Source organism: Ruminococcus bromii, from assembly GCF_928721825.1.
Classification (GTDB): domain Bacteria; phylum Bacillota; class Clostridia; order Oscillospirales; family Acutalibacteraceae; genus Ruminococcoides; species Ruminococcoides bromii.
Genome location: NZ_CAKMVP010000003.1, coordinates 169135 through 189945 on the forward strand (window position 1 = coordinate 169135; position 20811 = coordinate 189945).

Sequence of the window (20811 nt, forward strand, 5' to 3'; positions counted from 1 at the left end):
TGTTGAATTTTGAAAGGACTTGATTTTTGTGAGCAAAGTATATACAAGTGTAACAGAACTTATTGGCAGAACACCGCTTATCGAACTCGTTAATATAGAAAAGAAATATGACCTCAAGGCAAAGATTGTTGCAAAGCTTGAACTCTTTAACCCTGCCGGCAGTGTTAAGGACAGAGTGGCAAAAGCTATGGTTGAGGATGCTGAAAAGAGCGGTAAGCTCAAAAAGGGTTCAACAATCATTGAACCAACATCAGGTAACACAGGCATCGGTCTTGCATCTGTAGCTACTGCAAAGGGTTACAAGACAATCCTCACAATGCCCGAAACAATGAGCGTTGAGAGAAGAAATCTCCTCAAGGCATACGGTGCTGAAATCGTTCTTACTGACGGTACAAAGGGTATGAGCGGTGCAATTGCAAAGGCTAAAGAGCTTGAAAAGGAAATTGACGGCGGCATTATCCTCGGTCAGTTTGAGAATCCTGCTAACCCTAAGGCTCATTTTGATACAACGGGTCCGGAAATCTGGGAGGATACGGACGGCAATGTTGATTTCTTCGTTGCAGGTGTCGGCACAGGCGGTACACTCAGCGGTGTGGGTAACTTCCTCAAGTCAAAGAAGGCTGATGTAAAGGTTGTTGCAGTTGAGCCGCAGACTTCTCCCGTACTTTCGGAAGGTCACGGCGGTCCTCATAAGATTCAGGGTATCGGTGCTGGCTTTGTTCCTGATACTCTCGATACAAAGGTATATGACGAAATTCTTCCGATTGCTAACGAAGCCGCTTTCTCAAATGCAAATGATATTGCAAAGACAGAAGGTATCCTTGTAGGCATCTCTTCAGGCGCCGCTCTTGCAGCCGCAATTGAGCTTGCCAAGCGTGAAGAAAACGCAGGTAAGACAATCGTTGCATTGTTCCCCGACACAGGTGAGCGTTACCTTTCAACAGGCGTATTTAACAGCTAATAAGTAATTGGATTACTTCCCGATATTGACAAAGGACAGCCACACAGACTGTCCTTTGTCTTTTTTTATTGCAACCGTTAATTCGATATGGTACAATTGTTTTGTAGGTGAGTTTATGAAAGTTAAAATTTGCGGAATTACATCCGCCGAAGACATTAAGATAGTAAATGCCTGCAAACCCGATTTTGCGGGCTTTGTAATGTTCTTTCCAAAGAGTAAGCGGAATATTTCTCCCGAAACCGCCAAGAGCCTGATTGAAACGCTTGATAAAAATGTTTTGTCGGTTGCGGTAACTGTTTCTCCGACTCTTGAACAGGTGAAAACTGCATATGACTGCGGTTTTGATTACATTCAGATTCACGGTGAGGTTGAAGAAGATGTGCTTTCAAATCCGTATTTAAAGGTAATTCGTGCCTTTAATGTGAGCGACCTTGAAAAGTTTGATGAATACAGAATGAACCCGAACATTGTAGGCTATGTTTTTGACGCACACGAACCCGGCAGCGGAAAAACCTTTGACTGGACAATGCTTGAAAATCTGCCTCGTGATGATAAATTGTTTATGCTTGCAGGCGGTCTGAATCCCGAAACCGTGGCAAAAGCCGTAAAATCCGTTAAGCCTGACGGAGTTGATGTAAGTTCGGGTGTTGAAAATTCAAACGGTGACGGTAAAGATTTTGAAAAAGTGAAGAAATTTATTTTATCGGCTCGAAGCGAAAAATGTTAAAACTGCAAAAAAATGTTGACAAACCGTGATTTTATGTTATAATAAATCTGTTATGTTGTGTACATAACAATCCTTGCGGTGAAAACCGCCATAATGTCCAGAAGGAGGTGCAATATTAATGGCAGTAACAGCTAATTACGAAACAGTAATGATCATTTCAATGAAGAAGGGCGAAGAAGGTATCCAGGCCATCGTTGAAAAGTTCAAGGCTCTCATTGAGAAGCATGCCACTTTGAAGAATGTTGACGAATGGGGCAAGAGAAAGCTTGCTTACCTTATCAACAAAGAGAGCGAAGGCTATTATGTTCTTTTCGATTTTGAAAGTGAAGCTGAGTTCCCTGCAGAGCTCGACCGTATCTACAAGATCACAGAAGGCGTAATGCGTTCAATGATAATCAAGAAGGAAGTCGAATAATCAATTTGTAGGGGTTAACCCGAACACGAAAGGAAAAGTATGTTAAACAGAGTAATCTTAATGGGCAGAATTACAGCTGACCCTGAATTAAAAACAACAAACACAGGCGTAAGCGTTACAAGCTTCAGCATCGCAGTTGATCGCAACTATGTAAAGCAGGGCGAGGAGCGTAAAGCCGACTTCTTTAATATTGTATGTTGGAGAAGTACAGCGGAATTTGTATGCCGTTACTTTGGAAAGGGTTCTCTCATTGCTGTTGAAGGACAGCTCCAGAGTCGTCAGTTCCAGGCTAAGGACGGTTCAAACCGTTATGTTGTTGAGGTTGTAGCAGACAATGTTTCGTTCACAGGCGAACGCCGTGACAGCAATGCAGGCGGCTACAATCAGTCCTATGGCGGCAATCAGTCATACGGCGCTCCGTCTTACGGCGGAAACCAGGCTTATCATCAGGAACCTGCTCAGCAGGCACCTGCATCTTATCAGAGCGGTTCAAACTCTGATTTTCAGGATATGCCTTTGGACGATGATTTACCATTTTAACTTCAACTTAATTTAAATAATTCTCATTGAAAGGAGAACTTCATCATGGCAGACAGACCAATGAACCGTGGCAGAAAAGCTCGCAAGAAGGTTTGCGGCTTCTGTGTTGACAAGGTTGAGAATATCGATTACAAGGATATTGCTCGTCTTCGTCGTTATATGTCAGAAAGAGGAAAGATTCTTCCTCGCCGTGTAACAGGTACTTGCGCAAGACATCAGCGTGAGCTTACAGTTGCTATCAAGCGTGCTCGTCACCTTGCTTTGCTTCCTTACACAACTGACTAATTTAATAACAGCTTTTAACACCGTACATTTTGTACGGTGTTTTTTTATGCAATAAAAGCAGGGTATTTTTAGTACCCTGCTTTTTTGTTAAAATAAATCGCTGTGTGAACCTGTTCTTGTAAGAAATAATATCAGTTCATCTTCTAAATACTCATAAATTAACAGCCAGTCAGGCTCTAAATGACATTCATGTTTGCCTTTGTAGTTTCCTATCAGCAAATGGTCACGATATTTGTCCGGAAGAATTTCGTCATTTGCGAGCATATCAATTACTTTTTTCAGAATGTTCAAATCTTTGTTTTGCTTTTTAATTTTTTTAAAATCTTTTTTGAATTGATTTGTGGGTTTGATTATATATTTCATTTATTCAAATCCTCAAATAATTCATCGGCACTGCTATAGCTCTTATAAAGATCGGGATGTTTTTTCATCTCTTCAACTTCGGCAAAAGCTGCTTCGGTTTCTGCATTATATTTGCGAATAGTAAATGGAATACCGTTAAATTCAAGCGACTGCTGAATGAAAAGATTGATGGCGGTAGTCATATCAAGTCCTAAAGATGAAAACAGTTCCTGTGCTTTTAATTTTTTATCAGCATCAATTCTGATGTTTATATTTGTCATAGCCATAAAATCATCTCCTTGTTATTATGTTATCACAATGTAATAACAATGTCAACATTATCTTGTGAATATTTTTTGTTAGTTTTTTCTGTAATTTACCTATTGACAAATACCCTTATGGGGTATACAATCATAACTGTAAGATACCTATAGGGGGTATCTTAAAAGGGCTTTGAATAATATATCCCATTTTGAAATTATGAGGTTGATATTATGGAGAATAATAAGTGTGAACATTGTGCAAAACACAAGCACCGTACCGAAAAAGAATACAAGTCGCTTGTAAACCGACTTAATCGTATTGAAGGTCAGATACGGGGGATAAAGGGTATGCTTGAAAAAGATGCCTACTGTCCCGATATTCTGGTACAGGTTGCCGCCGCCAATGCGGCACTCAACGCTTTTAACAAGGAGTTGCTTGCTAATCATATCCGCACCTGTGTTGCAGATGACATAAGGGCAGGTAACGATGAAACAATTGACGAGCTTGTCGGTGTTTTGCAAAAGCTTATGAAGTAGGAGAAACTATGACTCAATACAATGTAACGGGCATGAGTTGTGCCGCCTGTGTTGCCCGTGTTGAAAAGGCGGTATCAAAGATTGACGGAGTAAATTCCTGTTCCGTCAGTCTGCTTACAAATTCAATGAATGTTGACGGTTCAGCTGATTCGTCTGCAATTATAAAAGCCGTGAAGAATGCCGGCTATGGAGCGTCTTTGAAAGGCAAAGAGAAAAAATCGCCCGATGCAGAGGATCCTCTCAAAGATACCGAAACACCTAAAATCAGAAAAAGACTTATCGCATCTCTCATTGTCCTTGCAGTGTTGATGTATTTTTCAATGGGACATATGATGTGGGGATGGCCTTTGCCGTCATTTTTTGACAACAACCATATTGCAATGGGACTTGTTCAGCTGATTTTGTCAGGCATAGTGATGGTGATTAATCAGAAATTTTTTGTCAGCGGCTTCAAGGGGATTATCCGCCTTGCTCCCAATATGGACACGCTTGTTGCACTTGGTTCGGGCACAGCCTTTGTTTACAGCACAATTGCGTTGTTTATGATGACCGATGCACAGGTGAGAGGTGACTCGGCGGCGGTTATGTCGTATATGCACGAGTTCTATTTTGAATCAGCCGCAATGATTTTGGCACTCATCACAGTCGGTAAAATGCTTGAGGCTCACTCAAAGGGCAAAACTACCGACGCTCTCAAAGGTTTGATGAAACTTGCACCAAAGACTGCTACGATTGTAGTTGATGGTGTTGAAAAGACTGTTCCGATAGAACAGGTGAAAAAAGGCGATATATTCGCAGTTCGTCCGGGTGAGAGTATTCCTGTTGACGGAGTTGTTATTGATGGTGAAAGTGCCGTCAATGAATCAGCGCTGACGGGTGAAAGCGTTCCTGTTGACAAGCTTGTCGGCGATACGGTTTCAGCCGCAACAATCAATCAGTCGGGATATATCCGCTGTGAGGCTACGAGAATCGGTGAGGACACAACGCTGTCGCAGATTATTAAAATGGTCAGCGATGCGTCAGCCACCAAAGCACCTATCGCAAAAATTGCCGACAGGGTTTCGGGGGTGTTTGTTCCTGCGGTAATAACAATTGCCGTGATTACTGCAATCGTGTGGCTGTTGCTCGGTCAAAGTGTAGGATTTTCGCTTGCCAGAGCCATTTCCGTTCTTGTAATCAGTTGTCCGTGTGCATTGGGACTTGCAACCCCTGTTGCGATTATGGTCGGCAACGGTGTAGGTGCAAAGAACGGAATCCTCTTTAAAACCGCAGTTTCACTTGAAACGGCTGGCAGAATTGACACGGTTGTTCTTGACAAAACAGGCACGGTTACTAAGGGTAAACCCGCCGTTACCGATATTGTTACAGTCGAAAATATCTCGGAAACCGAGCTTTTGAAAACAGCCGTTGCTCTTGAAAAATCAAGCGAACATCCACTTGCAAAGGCAATTGTAGTTTATGCAAATGACAGACATATTATCGGCGATGCCGTGACTGAGTTCAATGCCGTAACGGGTAACGGACTTACCGCAAAAATCGGCTCTGAAAGCGTTTACGGCGGCAATTACAGATATATTTCACAGTTTGCTGAAATTTCATCAGGCGAAAAAGCAAAGGCTGAACAGCTTGCAGAAGAGGGCAAAACTCCGCTGTATTTCTGTAAAGGAAATAAGCTTCTCGGTATTATTGCTGTTGCAGACATAATAAAAGAGGACGGCAAACAGGCTGTTAATGAACTCAAAAATATGGGTGTGCGTGTTGTAATGCTTACGGGCGATAACGAAAAAACCGCAAAAGCCGTTGCGAAAAACGCAGACATTGATGAAGTTGTTGCAGGAGTTCTTCCTGACGGCAAGGAAAAGAATGTAAAAGAGCTGAAAAAATACGGCAAGGTTGCAATGGTCGGTGACGGCATTAACGATGCGCCTGCCCTCACAAGCGCAGACTTGGGTATTGCAATCGGAGCGGGAACGGATGTTGCAATTGATGCGGCAGATGTTGTACTCGTAAAGAGCCGCCTTGCAGATGTTCCTGCAACAATCAGACTCGGCAGAGCAACACTCCGTAACATTCACGAAAATCTTTTCTGGGCATTTATTTACAATGTAATCGGTATTCCGCTAGCCATGGGTGCATTTATCAATCTTTTCGGCTGGCAGTTAAATCCGATGTTCGGTGCGGCGGCAATGAGCCTTTCAAGCTTTTGTGTTGTAACAAACGCATTAAGACTTAATTTTGTTAAGGTTCACAGCTCAAAGCATGACAGAAAAATAAAACATAAAAATAAAAAGGAGAATAAAACCATGGAAAAAACAATGAAAATCGAAGGTATGATGTGTCCGCATTGCGAGGCAACAGTAAAGAAAACTCTTGAGGCAATTGACGGAGTTGAAACAGCAGAAGTAAGCCACGAGAAAGGCTCAGCCGTTCTTACAATGTCAAAAAGTGTTGAAGATTCCGTTCTTAAAAAAGCAGTAGAGGACGCAGGATACAAAGTAAATTGAAAATTTAAAATGTAAAATTGAAAATTAAGGTCGGGAAGAGAGTGTGTAAAATGAAATGCTCTGATTCCCGACTTTTGTTTTATTGTATGTAAAATTGTGCAAAATAATGACAGCGTAATTATAATTGCTTGACATTGTAACTTGTATGTGGCATTATACATATACAGATATAAAGGAGTTGATTTTATGGCAACAACAAATCTGAATGTCAGAGTTGATGAAAATCTTAAAAAAACAGCTGACACATTGCTTAACGAACTTGGTTTGAATATGTCAACAGCAATCAATATCTATCTCAAACAAATTGTCAGGGAGAACGGCATACCGTTTGAAATCAAACTTGATAAGCCAAATGCAGAAACCTTGCAGGCTATGCAGGATGTCAGAGAGGACAAAAATCTTCACGGTCCTTTTAATTCTTTAAGCGAGCTTATGGAGAACTTGAATGCTGACGATTAAGTATCATACCATGTTTAAAAAGGATTTTAAAAGGATAAAAAAGCGTGGTTAAGATATTTCAAGACTTGAAAAGATAGTTGAATTGCTTGCGAATGAAGTACCGTTGCCCGAGCAATTCAAAGATTACAATTTTTAGGGTAATTATAACGGCTTTCGAGAATGTCACATTGCACCCGATTGGTTGCTCATTTATCAAGTCAACAACAACGAACTCGTTCTTGTTTTGTCAAGAACAGGTTCACACAGCGATTTATTCTGAACTTAATATTTTAAATTAAGGCACTTTGCAGAAATACAGAGTGCTTTTTCTGTATAATAAAATTTCAAAGTTTTGTAATCATTTGTATGGGAACATCCACTATACACTTTTTATGTAACGGTAAAAAGTTTGTGATAAGACTGGTTTTATAAATGCAACAAAGATGTTGTTCGCCGCTACAAACGAATGCACTATTTTTATCATATCAACCATATATGATGAAACAAAAGTTTCTCATCAAAGCGGATGTCTAATTTACGCTCGGGCAAAATATGTTGTGATACTTGCAAACTGTCTTCACGAGAAGGGAACGGCGGCTCGCCGTATAAGAAAAAACGGAGTAACCAAAACCGATTACTCCGTAAATTCAATGTTAAATTACATTTTGTTTGCAAGGGCTCTTTCAAGCCAGATGTCTGCAATATCCATAGCAAGGAACAATCCCTTTTTCTCGCTTGACTTAACAAGCTGTTTTCTCGGTGAAAGATAAGGGTCTGTAGCCATTAGCTGAACTGTTACCTTATCGGCAATCTCAGTTCCGTTGACATCCTTTTTGCTTTTGATTTGCATTCTTATAACATACGGTTCTTCCATACTGCCGTAGTAAATCTCGTCATTGCAACGAACGAGCGGTCTGCCCTTGTAAGTCGAAAATTTCTTTTCGGTCTTTTTGGTATCTGCCACAAGGCATCATCCTTTCTTAAACATTAAGATACGATTTTACCAGTGCTTCAAGTAGGTCGTCACGGTCGATCTTGCTGATGATGTTGCGAGCGTTATTATATGTTGTAATATAGGTCGGATCCTCGCTTAAAATATATCCCACAATCTGATTAATAGGGTTATATCCTTTTTGGCGGAGGGCATCATAAACGATTGTAAGCCCTGCTTTTATCTGGTCATCTTTTTCCTCACCAAGAGAAAAAATCATTGTCTTATCCAACATACTGAAACACCTCCTATTCTGCTACTATACCATATTTCAAAGTAAATTTCAAGCACTTTTTAATAAATATGCCTAATTTATGTTATTTCAATGTCAAAAACATTGCTTTGTGTGATAAAACAGCAGTAATATTTTTTAATTTTATCTTATGCTTGCCAGATTATGTCACAAAAAGGGGACGGAAAAACCGCCCCCATAATTTTTAGCCTCTGAGCTTTACTCCGTTTTCAGAAAGATTTGAAATTATCTTGTCCATAATCTTCTGAACCTCGGCTGATGAAAGTGTTCTTTCATTTGACGAGAACTCAAAGCGGATTGTTACGCTGTGAACTGTATCTGTGTCATATGTGTCAACAATCTTTGTGCTTTTGAGAATCTCTCCGCCTTCGTTTTTCCAACACTCTGCAAGGTGTGAGAAGAACATTCCCTGAGGAACTTCAACGCTGATGTCGTAGTCCATCGGCGGGAACTTTGACGGTTCGTCATAAACAATCGGAGCGGCCTCTGTGTTTGCATAAGCGTTCACATCAATTTCTGCAAATACAATTGCGGCTTTTTTGTCAATCTTCTTGTTTACCGTCGGATGAACAATGCCGATTGTACCGATATTTCTGCCGTCAAGGCATACCGAATAGAGGTTCACGGGGTGTTCGTAGCTGTGAGTCGGTTCAGCCTTTTCAAATGTGAGAGCCTTGTGCTTGATTTCATCCGTTACAACTGCGAGAATGTCACGGAGTTCAAAATAGATGTCCTTAACATTTCTTGTCTTGCTGTAAAGTGTGATTGCAAGCTTTTTGTTCTCAATGCAAAGACCGTTTTCGTCAAGACCGTTTACAACTCTGCCGATTTCAAAAATACCGAAATCGTTTGAGAATGAAAGGTTTGATTTAATCTGACAAAGCTGTGTGGGAACAATTGAATTTCTTAATGTTTCAATATTCGGGTTAGTTGCGTTTGCAAGCTTAACATTATCCTCAACAGGAATGTCAATTGCCTTGAGTTCATCGTTGTATGCCCATACATATGAGTGAAGTTCGTGGAGATTGTATCTCTTAACGAGCATATCCTTGATTTTGTTTTCCGTAGTTTTAACAACGCTTGCTCTTACGGGGTAGAGGGGAGAGCGTGTTGTGTGAATTTCAAAGTTGTCATAGCCGTAAATACGGGTGATTTCTTCAATGATGTCAGCCTTGATTGTAACATCCTTTGTTGCTCTCCAGCTTGGAACCGTTACGCTGAAGTTATCGTTGTTGAGCTCAACCTTAAAGCCGAGGCTTTCGAGTGTTGCAACAATTCTGTCGTTGCTGATTTCAATGCCTGTGTAGCGGTCAACAAAGTTTTTGTCAAAGTCAAGAACCACTGTGTCATACCTGAATGCGTACTCGTCTGTGAGCGAAGAAACAACCTTGATGTCGCTGTCATACTTTTTGAGAAGATATACAAATCTTGCAATTGCAGTAACCGTCATTTCAGGATCAAGACATTTTTCATATCTCATTGATGCATCTGTTCTGTGAGCAAGTCTTACTGTTGACTTTCTTACGGAAACTGCGTTGAATGTTGCAGATTCAAGTGTGAGAGTAGTTGTATCGTCAACAATTTCCGAATCAAGACCGCCCATGATGCCGGCAATTGCTACAGGAGTGTTGCCGTTGCAAATCATAAGTGTGTTTTCGTCAATGTTTCTTTCAACACCGTCAAGTGTTTTGAAAGTGAAAGGCTTGTCAAAACGCTTGATTCTGATTTTTTCAACCTTTCTTGAATCGAAAGCGTGCATCGGCTGTCCCATTTCAAGCATAAGGTAGTTTGTAAGGTCGGCAAGATAGTTTATTGCTCTCATACCGCAGTAGAAAAGACGGATTCTCATATTTACGGGGCTGACATTGCGGTTGATGTTCTCAATCTGTAAGCAGCTGTATCTCTGACAGAGAGTGTCTTCGATCTTCATATCAATCTTTTTAAGACCGTCATACGCCTTTAAATCGTCAAGGTCAAAAGGTTTAAGCTCTCTGCCTGCAAGTGCGGCAAATTCTCTTGCGATTCCGTAGTGTCCCCAAAGGTCGGGACGGTTTGTAAGCGACTTGTTATCAACCTCAAAAACAATATCGTCAATTTCGTAAATATCCTTAAGGTCTGTGCCGTTCTTTACATCGTCTGTAATTTCCATAATGCCGGAGTTGTCATCGCTGATACCGATTTCAGCTTCACTGCAGCACATACCGTTTGATGTAAAGCCGGCAAGAGCTCTTGGTGTAATCGTGATTTCGCCGATTTTAGCGCCAACCTTTGCAAAAGCGGTTTTAAGACCGACTCTTACATTCGGAGCACCGCAGACAACATCAATAAGTTCATCTTCGCCTGCATCAATTTTGAGGAGATGAAGTTTCTTTGAATCGGGATGATTTTCAACCGACTTAATTTCACCTACAACAATACCGCTGATTTCACTGCCCTTGCGGAGAATATCGTTTTCAACCTCGGCTGTGGAAAGAGAAAATTTGCGGATAAGTTCAATTTTATCAAGACCGCTCAAATCAACAAAGTCCTGAATCCAGTTCATAGATAAAAACATTTTGTATCTCCTCTCTTATTCGTCATCAGTAAACTGTGAAAGTGCTTTAAGACTGCCGCTGTTAAGGTCACGGATATCCTTGATTCCGTACTTCATCATTGCAAGTCTTGTAAGACCGAGACCAAACGCAAAGCCTGTGTATTTTTCGGGATCAATTCCGCCCTCACGCAGAACATTGGGATGAATCATACCGCAGGGGCATAGCTCAAGCCAACCGCTGTGCTTACATGACGGACAACCCTCGCCGCCGCAGATAAGACAGCTGATGTCGAGTTCAAAACCCGGTTCAACGAATGGGAAAAAGCCGGGGCGAAGTCTAACCTTGATATCCTTTTTGAATACCTCGGAAAGCATTGTTTTCATAAAGTAGATAAGATTTGAAATTGAAATGTCCTTGTCAACCATAACGCCTTCCATCTGGAAAAATGTGTTTTCGTGACAAGCGTCCGTAGCCTCGTTTCTGAAGCATCTGCCGGGGAAGATGGCTTTTATAGGTGTGCCGTTTTCGATAAGTCCCTTGCCGTACTTTTTAAGAATTGCGTTCTGTGCGGCTGATGTGTGTGACTTTAAAAGCTGACCGTTGTCAAGGTAGTAAGTGTCCTGCATATCTCTTGCGGGGTGGTGCTTAGGAATGTTAAGAGCCTCAAAGCATTCGTAGTCGGTTACAATTTCGGAGTAGTCCTCAATGTTAAATCCCATTGATGAGAAAATCTTTTCGCATTCTCTCTGAACAAGGGTGATTGGGTGATAAGAACCCCTTGCAAGTGCAACAGGCGATGTAATGTCAAACTGCGGCATTAAGGCGATTTCACGCTGAATTTCCTTTTCTTTAAGCTCAGCAAGTCTTTCTTCAATAAGTTGTGCGGCCTGTGCTTTGAGCTTGTTTACCTCAGCACCGAAAGTTTTTCTTTCTTCATTGGGAAGGTCTTTCATACCCTTTAAAAGAGCCGTGATGCTGCCCTTTTTGCCAAGATAAGAAACTCTGATTTTGTCAAGGTCGGTCAAATCTTGTGTTTCGCCGAGTCTTGACTTGATTTCGTCTTTTAAACTTAATAATTTCTCGTTCATAAATTACCTCCGTAAAAATAATAAAGCCCTGCGTAAAATCAATTACGCAGGGACGAAATAATCCGTGGTACCACCCTGATTTTTGCATCAAAGCAAACACTCCCGAAAGCAGACACTTTCACAACCTGTAACGGAGTCAGCCGTTGAGATCTACTGAAAATTTCAACCTCACCACTCGGAAGGGAACTTCACACCTGCAACACCGTTGTATGCTTTCAGCCTTGGCACACATTCTCTTTGACGGTATCACGCAAACGCTACTTTCTTCGTCATCATGTTATCTTTTTCTATGATAACACCAAAACATTTTTTTTGCAAGAGTTTTTGTATCTTTTGTTGAAAAAAACAACAGCCTGTGATATCATATGAAATATCAATCATAAAGGAGAAAATACATTGAATAATTTTAACGAACAGGTTGTAAGACGGGTTAACAAACCTAAAAATCTGATTATAAAAATTGTTTCGGTGCTTTTGCTTATTTTAGTGCCGACAACATTGTTTTTACTTGCTTTTGCAACAATTGCATATCTTATCTATGTGGCTTTTTTCGTGTTTGTAGGCGGAATTTATGTTGTTTGGTATGTGTTCAGTATTCAGAAGGTCGATTTTGAATATTCGGTTTCGGGCAATGAGCTTGAAATTGCAAAGGTTGTTGCATTGCGCAAAAGAAAAACCATGTGCAAGGTTCAGATTAACGAGATTGAAAGACTTGAAAAAGACGATACCGAAATCAAGAAGATGAGATTTCTCAAAACTTTTATCGCCGCAAGAGATATTGACTCCAAGGACGAAAACTATTTTGCTGTTTTTAACAGTCCTGCATATGGCAGATGTCTTCTTGTTTTTACTCCGAACGAGGATATTCTCAACGGTATGAAACCGCACCTCAACAAGAATATTGTGGTTCAGTTATTCTATAAAAGAAAAATGAGTTGATTGTATGACAGTAACAGATGTAAATGTTGTAAAAAGTGCAATTTTTGAACGCCCCGATGATGCAAACAAGGGAACTCTGGGTTCATTGCTCTGCGTTTGCGGAAGCTACGGAATGGCAGGGGCGGCGGTTATGTCGGCAAAGGGTGCGTTAAGAACGGGCATAGGTCTTGCAAAATGTGCCTTGCCGAGAAGTATTTACCCGATTGTTGCCCAAACGATTCTTGAGAGCGTTTACTATCCTCTCAGCGAAAATGCAGACGGCAGAATCTCAAAGGTAAATGTTCCGTTTTTAGTCAGCGAATCGTGCAAATCCTCTGCAACTCTTGTCGGTTGCGGACTCGGTGTGTGCGACGATACATTAAAAATTGTATTTTCTTTAATAGAAAATTCCACAACACCGCTTGTGCTTGACGCAGATGCACTCAATTGTGTTGCAAAACAGCCTGAAATTCTTTTAAGAAAAAAAGCACCGATTATAATTACTCCTCACCCGGGCGAAATGTCAAGACTTACAGGTCTTGCAACACCGCTTGTAAATGCGGAAAGGGAGAGAGTTGCCCTCGATTTTGCTCAAAAGTACGGTGTTGTAACCGTTCTCAAAGGAGCAGGAACGGTAATTGCCTCTCCAAACGGCAAGGTGCTTGTGAACCCGACAGGCAATTCGGGAATGGCAACAGGCGGCAGCGGTGATGTGCTTGCAGGAATGACCGCATCAATTCTTGCACAGGGCGCAAGTGCGTTTTCATCAGCCGCAGCGGCAGTATATCTCCACGGTCTTGCAGGCGACATTGCCGCCGAAAAATACGGCAAAATCTCAATGCTCCCCACAGACCTGATAAATTGCATCCCACTTGCATATAAGCGTTGCGGATTTTGATTTAAAATACAAGTAAGAAACAGGAATTTTGTTGCGATATAAACTTGTGAAAATGAAGATAATTTTGTAGAGGCGGATATTATCCGTCCGCAAGTAACAGCACAAAATTTATATTAAGTCAGATTATATAAATGTCACAAAATTACTTTTATGCAGTAGTGTGAGGTAATGTTTTACATATAACTCTGTTTATGGAGGCGAATAAAAATGATGCCAACAAGAGCGGAAGCTGAAAAAATATTAGAAGAAGCTGAACAATGTAATTCGGGTCCTTGGGTAAATCACAGTCGCATTACAGCAAAATGTGCTGAAAAGATTGCGGAATTATGTGAAAATTTGGATTCGGAAAAGGCATACATATTAGGGTTACTCCATGATATTGGCAGAAAGTTTGGTGTTAGGCATTTAGGTCATGTTTATGACGGATATACATATATGATGTCATTGGGATATGATGAGGTCGCAAAAATTTGCCTGACACATTCGTTTAATAATTCAACCGTAAAGGAATACATTGGTAAATTCGATGTTTCTGATGAAGAACTTGAATTGATAGAAACTGCTCTTGCTAAAGTGAATATGGATGATTATGACAAATTAATTCAGTTATGCGATGCATTGGCAGGCAGTGGCGGTGTGTTGAATATTGAAGATCGTATGAGAGATGTAAAACAAAGATATGGTTATTACCCACAAGAAAAATGGAATTCAAACATAAGATTAAAAAATTATTTTGAGAAAAAAACAGGAAATAATATATACAAAACAGTTAATCAATCGTAAGTTGAATTGTTCTTTATGAGAATAAAAAGCGTTGCGGTTTTTGATTTAAAATACAAGTAGAAACGTGAATCTTTTTGCGAAAAAAGTTGTCAAAATGATGACGATTTTGAAAGGAGTAATGATGAAGAAAATTTTATGTTTAGTTATGTGTGTATTTCTTGTTATCGGTTTGAGTGCCTGCGGAGGAGATATAAACAAAGTGAAGACTCACGATGTGGATTCTGAAACCTATTCCGCAGATGATATTAACTCTGCTGTTGATACTATTGAAAAAGAGTTCGACGCCAATTGGAACGGCTGTACCCTCACGGAAATTTATTATGCAGGAGATGATTACTGCACCGATTTTCAGGAATTTGCCGACAGGAACAATGCAGATGAAGTTATTGTGCTGTTATCTTCATTTGATGTTGATTCATCAGGCGGCGACGGATCATTAAATCCGAATTCCACATATAATAACTGGAACTGGATTTTAGTCAGAACAAAAGGTGGAAAATGGCAGCATATTGACCACGGATATTAAGATAAAATGCATTAATCACTTATTTGTACAATGTATTAAAAAATTCACAGGACATATAATGTATCGGGAGGTGTCTTATGGCACGGAAAATCTTGATTGCATTATGTGTCCTTTTTGTTATGCCTGTTTTTGTCATTACGGGGTGTGATGAAGTGCAGGAAAATCTTACTCCGAAATCCTCGTTTATTGCCGATTTCAGCTGTGAATACAGAAAAATGAACATCACGGGAAAACTGTCGGCAAGCGGCAAAAAGCTCATCAACATTTCGCTTGATTCTCCGAACACGGTCAGCGGTTTGTCGGTTACATATAAGGGTTCTGATCTTGAAATTTCAAGGGAGAATATGATTTGCTCCGCCGATGAAGCGTACATTCCCGAAAGCAGTTTCCCGAATATTACAAAAGAAATTTTATACGGAATTGCAGACGGAAGAGCGGTTTTTGAGGGGAAGTGCGAAGATGTGTGTACATACAGACTTGATTCAGCGTTCGGCAAAGCCGTTGTCAGCACAAATTCAAAGGGCTGTATAAGCAAAATCAGCGTTGACGGCGAAGATTACGAAATGGTGCTTTCCGATGTGAAAGATGCAAACGGCTGAACCGATTCACAAATTTTACGCTCAAAAATATTATGTAATAGCTGTATAAAAGCTTTTGGAAAGGCAAAAATACAAGTAAACAATTATTTGGAGCGTGAAAGCCTTGAATATACGAAGAGGAGATATCTATTATGCCGACCTGAGTCCCGTTGTAGGCTCTGAGCAGGGCGGAATCAGACCGGTGCTTATTGTTCAGAATAATGTCGGTAACCGATTCAGTCCGACTGTAATCGCCGCCGCAATAACAAGTCAGCAGTCAAAGGCGAATTTGCCTACCCACATTCCGTTGCACGCTGACAGCTCGGGACTCGCCAAAGACAGCGTTGTTCTGCTTGAACAGGTACGAACAATCGACAAAAAACGGCTCAAAGAAAAAATGGGTACTGTTGATGAAAATTCTATGAACGAAATAAACAACGCAATATCAATCTCGTTCGGTCTTAACGCATAATTCCGCATTACATACGGATAATGCTATAAAAGAAAATAAACAAGCAACAAAACGGTCGGTTCAGCTTGAGAAAAACTCCAAGCCAACCGACCGTTGTTTGTTGTGTCACTTTACTTCTATGCTACATTATAAGCATATATGTAGCACGAAAGTAAACTTATTATTCTGAAAAGGAGTTAAAAATCACTTTTTTCCTGCATAGACATTTTTTATGTTTCTTTCGGAATATTGAATTAGGTTGAATAGTGACGGGGCATCTTTTTCAAAACATACCGAAATGACATCGGGAGAGAGGGTGAGGGTAAGCTTATCATTTTCAATAAGTTCGTTGATGATTTCAAGGTCAAGAATCATTGATGCGTCCGTGAGATTTCTGTAGCGGTTCTTATCAAGCGAAAACATAGTCTGCGAGTTATTTTTTTCGGAGTTATAAATCGTGCGGAAAATCACATATTCGGCGCTCATAAGGTAGTTGCTGACTGCGTTTGTAAGGTGCTTGTTGCCGATTTTTGCAAGCAAATCGTAGATTACCGAGGTGGTGTTCATCAAAAGACTGCGGTTTATTTTATTGATCATACTGCCTTTTTCGGTATTGATGACAACCTCTTTTTCGGCAGCCTCAAAAGGATCGGCTGTGAAATTTCTCTGTACGGTTCTGCCGAGAAGATAATCGGTTGAAACACCGTAGTATTCAGCTGTTTTTACGAGAAAATCAAGACCGCATTCACGGATTCCCTTTTCATAATGTGACAAAAGTGCCTGCGAAATTCCCATGTCGCCTGCAACCTGTTTTTGACTCAACCCTCTTTCTTTACGAAGAAATGTTATAATTCTCGGAAAATCTTTGTTCAAGACTTGACACCTCATTTTTGAAGATAGTATAATTAACTTGATTGTCAGAAAAAGCAAAGCAGAATTTGCTCTGATAATATATAGTCCATAGTCAGTACATTGAAAGCATTTACAGCAATATACTTTCTATACAGACAGTATAATACAAAATTTACTTTTTGTAAATAATCAAGTGCCGATTTGCTGAAAGTCGGTTTATGGGAGAAGTTATGAAATCATATATAATTCATTTTATACGACACGGTTCGATTGATGATACACTTGCGGGGAAATATATCGGAACAACAGACGCTCCGCTTTCCGATAGGGGCAGAATGGATTTGAGAAAACTCGATTATGAGTACAAATATCCGGGTACGCAGGTTGTGTTCACAAGTCCGTTAAAGCGTTGTACCGAAACCGCAAAAATTCTTTATCCCGAACAAAATCCGCTTGTTATCGACAACCTTTCCGAATGTAATTTCGGTGAATGGGAGGGCAAAACTGCCGATGAGCTGAAAAACGATCCCGATTTTAAAAAGTGGCTTGCAGGCGATTCTTCCGTAAAACCTCCGAGGGGGGAGAGCAATGCCGATTTTACGCGCAGAGTATGCAAAATGTTTGAAAGCATTGTTGAGGGACTTATGAAAACAGGCACAACCGAAAGTGTAATTGTCACTCACGGCGGTGTTATTATGACCTTGCTTGCAGTCTACGGACTTCCGCAGGCAAAACCGTTTGAATGGACAATGGACAACGGCTTCGGCTATTCACTCAGAGTTACTCCTGTACTTTGGCAGAGGGATAAGGTCTGTGAAGTTTTTCAGACAATTCCGCTTCCGTCGGACAACGGCTGATTTTTTGAAACTTTGGCAGAATTGTAGCGCAGTTTACAATCTTTTGCCGTATATTGTGAGATAATATTCATTAGTAAACAATTGATTAAGGAGATATAAAAATGGCAGATTATAAAATTACTCTTTTAAAGGGCGACGGTATCGGCCCTGAAATCGTAAATCAGGCTGTAAAGGTTCTTGATTGTGCCGCTGAAAAATTCGGTTTTGGCGTTACATATGACGAGGCACTTCTCGGCGGCTGTGCTATTGATGCAACAGGCGTTCCGCTCCCCGATGAAACAGTTGCAAAGTGCAAGGCATCGGACAGTGTGCTTCTCGGTGCGGTAGGCGGTCCTAAGTGGGATTCACAGCCGGGTAACAACCGTCCCGAGGCAGGACTTCTCGGAATCAGAGGCGCACTCGGACTTTTCGCAAATCTTCGTCCTTCGGTTATTTTCGGACCGCTCAAGAGTGCATCACCTATCAAGGATGAAATCATCGGCGGCAACCTCGATGTTATGATTGTTCGTGAGCTTACAGGCGGTATCTACTTCGGCGAAAGAGGAAGAAAAGAAGTAAACGGTCAGCCGGCGGCTTGGGATACGGAAATGTACACAGTAGGTGAGGTTGAAAGAATCGCAAAAGTTGCCTTCGACCTTGCTATGAAGAGAAATAAAAAGCTCACAAGCGTTGATAAGGCAAATGTTCTTGAATCTTCAAGACTTTGGAGAGAAACAGTTAAGAGAGTTGCCGAGGATTATCCCGAGGTTGAGCTTAACCATATGTATGTTGACAACTGCGCTATGCAGCTTGTAAGAAATCCCCGTCAGTTTGATGTCATTCTCACATCAAATATCTTCGGTGATATCCTTTCTGACGAGGCATCAATGATTGCCGGTTCAATCGGTATGCTCGCATCTGCAAGCCTTTCGGGCAGCAAGCTCGGTCTTTATGAGCCTATCCACGGTTCTGCTCCTGACATTGCGGGTCAGAATATCGCAAATCCGCTTGCTACAATTCTTTCTGTTGCAATGATGCTCCGTTATTCACTTGATCAGAGCGAGGCGGCAGACGCAATTGAGGCAGCTGTTGCAAAGGTTCTTGAAACCTACCGTACGCCCGATATCTATGAAGAGGGTTTCACAAAGGTTGGCTGTGACGAAATGGGCGACCGTGTTTGTGAGGCACTTTAATTGGAGAACGGTATGCAGTTTTATGATATGCACTCGCACATATTGCCGAATATTGATGACGGTGCAAAAACGCTTGAGGACAGCTTGAAATTGCTCTCCTGCCTTGAAAAGCAGGGAGTAACGAATGTTTGTCTTACACCTCATTTTTATACAAATGAAATCAGCATTGAAGATTTTATTGCCGAGAGGGCGGAAAAGTTTGAAAAATTCAAGCCGCACATTCCGAACGGTATGAATATCGTTCTCGGAACAGAGGTTTATGTTACAAAGTATCTTTTTAATAATGAAAATATTACGGGCATAAACTACGGAAATTCAAACTATATCCTGACTGAATTTGCATATAATTCGACATTTTCCGGCAATTCATATGAGATGCTCGACAGGCTTATGAGCGAACAGGGACTTATTCCCGTGATTCCTCATGTTGAGCGTTACAGCTTTCTTGTTGACAATCCTGATGTGATTGAAGATTTAAAACGGCTCGGTGTTGTTATTCAGACAAATATTTCAAATTACACAAAGAAAGCTCCGATGATGAAACGCCGCAGAATGTTAAAGCTTGTAAGTGCGGGACTTATCGATATTATTGGTACGGACGCACATTCATTCAGTCACAATACACCCGAGCTTTACAGCGACGCAATTGAATGCATTGCCAAAAAATGCGGTCGGCAGGCTGTTGACAGCTTGATGAAAAACAGCGAAAAAATCTTTAATGCAGCAATCGGCTGATATGCTGTAAAATTAAATATTATACAAACAAAAAACGATTGATTCCCTTTTGAGTTTCAATCGTTTTTTTCTTTGCAGCGTACAATAAAACTTGTACTGACTGCCGATGTGTTGAAAGAGAAACAGCTGAAACCGTTCTCTCGGTGCGTATTTGTATTGAAAATTGCCAAGTGACATATTCCGAATGTCGGCTGTGTCAATAATGCTGTCTGTGTTGTTCGGAATGTTCTTAAAATTATCGGTTGTAAAAATTTAAAATACCACGACAAGCAACATTTTGAATTGCTCTCTGCCGTATACAGCGTGCGGATGCTTTGCAGGCATAACGATTGATTCACCCTCTTTGAGAATGTGTTCAACACCGTCAATTGTAATTTTGCCCACCCCGTCAAGACAAGTCACAAATGCGTCGCCTTCTGATTCGTGCGTACTGATTTCTTCGTCCTTGTCAAATGCGAAAAGAGTAACGCTTACGGCGTTGTTCTGTACAAGAGTTTTGCTCACAACCTGACCTTTCTGACAGCTTACCTGCTCTTTGAGCGCAAGCACCTGACTTTTTTTGATATTTTTTATTTTGCCGTTTTCGATTTTTAACTCTGTCATAATTATCCTCCTAACGGTATTATTTGCAGTTTTAAATAAAAAATGCCCGACTTTTACGGAGTCGGGCAGATGTATGATTTTAAGCCGGATCAGCCGCCGCAGCCACAGCTGTCACATTCGGGAACATTGCCCACGATTGGCTCGGGATCAACGCCTCTTCTTTTGTAGTAGTCCGAAACGGCTGCCTTGATTGCCTGTTCTGCAAGAACAGAGCAGTGAACCTTGACAGGCGGAAGTCCGTCAAGAGCCTCCATAACCGCCTTGTTTGTGAGCTTGAGAGCGTCATTGATTGACTTGCCCTTGATAAGCTCTGTTGCCATACTGCTTGTTGCAATAGCTGCACCGCAGCCGAATGTTTTAAACTTTACATCTGTGATGATATCATTATCAACCTTAATGTACATTTTCATAATATCGCCGCATTTTGAGTTACCGACCTCGCCGACACCGTCTGCGTTTTCAATTTCGCCTACATTTCTCGGATTAGCGAAATGATCCATTACTTTTTCCGAATAAGCCATTTTAATCCTCCTGTTGTTACTGAATATCTGTTCAATTCT

At 40.9% G+C, this 20811-nt stretch carries 26 protein-coding genes, 1 pseudogene and 1 other annotated feature; of the genes and pseudogenes, 18 read left to right on the forward strand and 9 right to left on the reverse strand.

The genetic code is table 11. The annotated features are described in order from the left end of the window. Positions 1 to 28: 28 nt before the first annotated feature. The 5 genes from cysK to rpsR all read left to right on the forward strand — a co-directional run bounded on the left by cysK (position 29) and on the right by rpsR (position 2928). Positions 29 to 961 (forward strand): cysteine synthase A, encoded by a 933-nt coding sequence (cysK, locus tag QDI94_RS01050; protein WP_278866492.1) that lies wholly within the window; start codon positions 29 to 31, stop codon positions 959 to 961. Between the two features lie 115 nt (positions 962 to 1076). Then, a complete protein-coding gene (locus tag QDI94_RS01055; protein WP_278866493.1) occupies positions 1077 to 1688 on the forward strand; it encodes a phosphoribosylanthranilate isomerase in 612 nt (203 codons plus the stop codon). Between the two features lie 118 nt (positions 1689 to 1806). After that, entirely contained in the window at positions 1807 to 2103 is a 297-nt protein-coding gene (gene rpsF / locus QDI94_RS01060; RefSeq protein ID WP_015523608.1) for a 30S ribosomal protein S6, read from the forward strand. A gap of 39 nt (positions 2104 to 2142) precedes the next feature. Beyond that, the gene (locus QDI94_RS01065; protein ID WP_278866494.1) at positions 2143 to 2643 is read left to right on the forward strand and encodes a single-stranded DNA-binding protein; all 501 of its coding nucleotides are present in this window, start codon (positions 2143 to 2145) and stop codon (positions 2641 to 2643) included. Between the two features lie 45 nt (positions 2644 to 2688). Further along, entirely contained in the window at positions 2689 to 2928 is a 240-nt protein-coding gene (rpsR, locus tag QDI94_RS01070) for a 30S ribosomal protein S18 (RefSeq protein WP_101028949.1), read from the forward strand. 87 nt (positions 2929 to 3015) lie between these two features. Here the strand turns inward: rpsR and QDI94_RS01075 are convergent, their stop codons facing one another. Beyond that, positions 3016 to 3291: a type II toxin-antitoxin system YafQ family toxin gene (locus tag QDI94_RS01075; RefSeq protein WP_015523611.1), complete on the reverse strand. Its 276-nt coding sequence runs from the start codon at positions 3289 to 3291 to the stop codon at positions 3016 to 3018. Then, positions 3288 to 3557 carry a type II toxin-antitoxin system RelB/DinJ family antitoxin gene (locus QDI94_RS01080; RefSeq protein ID WP_278866496.1) on the reverse strand — a complete coding sequence of 90 codons (270 nt, stop codon included), beginning with the start codon at positions 3555 to 3557 and terminating at the stop codon, positions 3288 to 3290. The genes QDI94_RS01075 and QDI94_RS01080 overlap by 4 nt, the downstream gene beginning before the upstream one ends. A 207-nt stretch (positions 3558 to 3764) precedes the next feature. Between QDI94_RS01080 and QDI94_RS01085 the strand changes: the two genes are divergently transcribed. From QDI94_RS01085 to QDI94_RS01100, 4 genes and pseudogenes are all read left to right on the forward strand, one after another. Further along, complete coding sequence (locus tag QDI94_RS01085) at positions 3765 to 4070, forward strand: metal-sensing transcriptional repressor (protein ID WP_015523613.1); 306 nt, start codon at positions 3765 to 3767, stop codon at positions 4068 to 4070. An 8-nt stretch (positions 4071 to 4078) separates the two neighbouring features. Next, a complete protein-coding gene (locus QDI94_RS01090) occupies positions 4079 to 6574 on the forward strand; it encodes a heavy metal translocating P-type ATPase (protein WP_278866498.1) in 2496 nt (831 codons plus the stop codon). A 186-nt stretch (positions 6575 to 6760) separates the two neighbouring features. Further along, positions 6761 to 7033: a type II toxin-antitoxin system RelB/DinJ family antitoxin gene (locus QDI94_RS01095; RefSeq protein ID WP_278866499.1), complete on the forward strand. Its 273-nt coding sequence runs from the start codon at positions 6761 to 6763 to the stop codon at positions 7031 to 7033. After that, positions 7020 to 7292: pseudogene (locus QDI94_RS01100) on the forward strand (type II toxin-antitoxin system YafQ family toxin). The gene QDI94_RS01095 and the pseudogene QDI94_RS01100 overlap by 14 nt, the downstream one beginning before the upstream one ends. A 378-nt stretch (positions 7293 to 7670) precedes the next feature. Here the strand turns inward: QDI94_RS01100 and QDI94_RS01105 are convergent. From QDI94_RS01105 to pheS, 4 genes are all read right to left on the reverse strand, one after another. Further along, positions 7671 to 7976 (reverse strand): hypothetical protein, encoded by a 306-nt coding sequence (locus QDI94_RS01105; RefSeq protein ID WP_021883365.1) that lies wholly within the window; start codon positions 7974 to 7976, stop codon positions 7671 to 7673. A 16-nt stretch (positions 7977 to 7992) separates the two neighbouring features. Beyond that, positions 7993 to 8238 carry an IreB family regulatory phosphoprotein gene (locus QDI94_RS01110; RefSeq protein WP_015523616.1) on the reverse strand — a complete coding sequence of 82 codons (246 nt, stop codon included), beginning with the start codon at positions 8236 to 8238 and terminating at the stop codon, positions 7993 to 7995. A gap of 202 nt (positions 8239 to 8440) precedes the next feature. Then, positions 8441 to 10810 carry a phenylalanine--tRNA ligase subunit beta gene (gene pheT / locus QDI94_RS01115; protein ID WP_117966557.1) on the reverse strand — a complete coding sequence of 790 codons (2370 nt, stop codon included), beginning with the start codon at positions 10808 to 10810 and terminating at the stop codon, positions 8441 to 8443. A 15-nt stretch (positions 10811 to 10825) separates the two neighbouring features. Next, positions 10826 to 11878 carry a phenylalanine--tRNA ligase subunit alpha gene (pheS, locus tag QDI94_RS01120; protein ID WP_021883363.1) on the reverse strand — a complete coding sequence of 351 codons (1053 nt, stop codon included), beginning with the start codon at positions 11876 to 11878 and terminating at the stop codon, positions 10826 to 10828. Positions 11879 to 11923: 45 nt separating this feature from the next. Beyond that, positions 11924 to 12160, reverse strand: a binding site (T-box leader). A 114-nt stretch (positions 12161 to 12274) separates the two neighbouring features. Here pheS and QDI94_RS01125 point away from each other — a divergent pair. The 6 genes from QDI94_RS01125 (at position 12275) to QDI94_RS01150 (ending at position 16053) form a co-directional block, all read left to right on the forward strand. Next, complete coding sequence (locus tag QDI94_RS01125; protein ID WP_117520100.1) at positions 12275 to 12817, forward strand: hypothetical protein; 543 nt, start codon at positions 12275 to 12277, stop codon at positions 12815 to 12817. Between the two features lie 4 nt (positions 12818 to 12821). After that, entirely contained in the window at positions 12822 to 13694 is an 873-nt protein-coding gene (locus QDI94_RS01130; RefSeq protein ID WP_101028943.1) for an NAD(P)H-hydrate dehydratase, read from the forward strand. 207 nt (positions 13695 to 13901) lie between these two features. Then, entirely contained in the window at positions 13902 to 14477 is a 576-nt protein-coding gene (locus QDI94_RS01135; protein ID WP_015523620.1) for an HD domain-containing protein, read from the forward strand. A gap of 118 nt (positions 14478 to 14595) precedes the next feature. After that, positions 14596 to 15003 (forward strand): hypothetical protein, encoded by a 408-nt coding sequence (locus QDI94_RS01140; protein ID WP_278476029.1) that lies wholly within the window; start codon positions 14596 to 14598, stop codon positions 15001 to 15003. 77 nt (positions 15004 to 15080) lie between these two features. Beyond that, entirely contained in the window at positions 15081 to 15602 is a 522-nt protein-coding gene (locus QDI94_RS01145; protein WP_278866503.1) for a hypothetical protein, read from the forward strand. 103 nt (positions 15603 to 15705) lie between these two features. Then, positions 15706 to 16053 carry a type II toxin-antitoxin system PemK/MazF family toxin gene (locus QDI94_RS01150; protein ID WP_021883358.1) on the forward strand — a complete coding sequence of 116 codons (348 nt, stop codon included), beginning with the start codon at positions 15706 to 15708 and terminating at the stop codon, positions 16051 to 16053. A gap of 183 nt (positions 16054 to 16236) precedes the next feature. Here the strand turns inward: QDI94_RS01150 and QDI94_RS01155 are convergent, their stop codons facing one another. Further along, positions 16237 to 16905, reverse strand: coding sequence for a helix-turn-helix domain-containing protein (locus tag QDI94_RS01155; RefSeq protein WP_278866504.1), 669 nt, complete (start codon positions 16903 to 16905; stop codon positions 16237 to 16239). Between the two features lie 209 nt (positions 16906 to 17114). Between QDI94_RS01155 and QDI94_RS01160 the strand changes: the two genes are divergently transcribed. The 3 genes from QDI94_RS01160 to QDI94_RS01170 all read left to right on the forward strand — a co-directional run bounded on the left by QDI94_RS01160 (position 17115) and on the right by QDI94_RS01170 (position 19648). Next, positions 17115 to 17741 carry a histidine phosphatase family protein gene (locus tag QDI94_RS01160; protein ID WP_278419275.1) on the forward strand — a complete coding sequence of 209 codons (627 nt, stop codon included), beginning with the start codon at positions 17115 to 17117 and terminating at the stop codon, positions 17739 to 17741. Positions 17742 to 17842: 101 nt separating this feature from the next. Continuing rightward, positions 17843 to 18913: a 3-isopropylmalate dehydrogenase gene (gene leuB / locus QDI94_RS01165; protein ID WP_101029057.1), complete on the forward strand. Its 1071-nt coding sequence runs from the start codon at positions 17843 to 17845 to the stop codon at positions 18911 to 18913. 12 nt (positions 18914 to 18925) lie between these two features. After that, entirely contained in the window at positions 18926 to 19648 is a 723-nt protein-coding gene (locus QDI94_RS01170) for a CpsB/CapC family capsule biosynthesis tyrosine phosphatase (RefSeq protein ID WP_147639966.1), read from the forward strand. A 252-nt stretch (positions 19649 to 19900) separates the two neighbouring features. Here QDI94_RS01170 and QDI94_RS01175 read toward each other — a convergent pair whose 3' ends face one another. Further along, a complete protein-coding gene (locus QDI94_RS01175; protein ID WP_101029055.1) occupies positions 19901 to 20251 on the reverse strand; it encodes a cupin domain-containing protein in 351 nt (116 codons plus the stop codon). Between the two features lie 89 nt (positions 20252 to 20340). After that, positions 20341 to 20772 carry a Fe-S cluster assembly scaffold protein NifU gene (gene nifU / locus QDI94_RS01180; protein ID WP_101029054.1) on the reverse strand — a complete coding sequence of 144 codons (432 nt, stop codon included), beginning with the start codon at positions 20770 to 20772 and terminating at the stop codon, positions 20341 to 20343. Positions 20773 to 20811 lie beyond the last annotated feature (39 nt).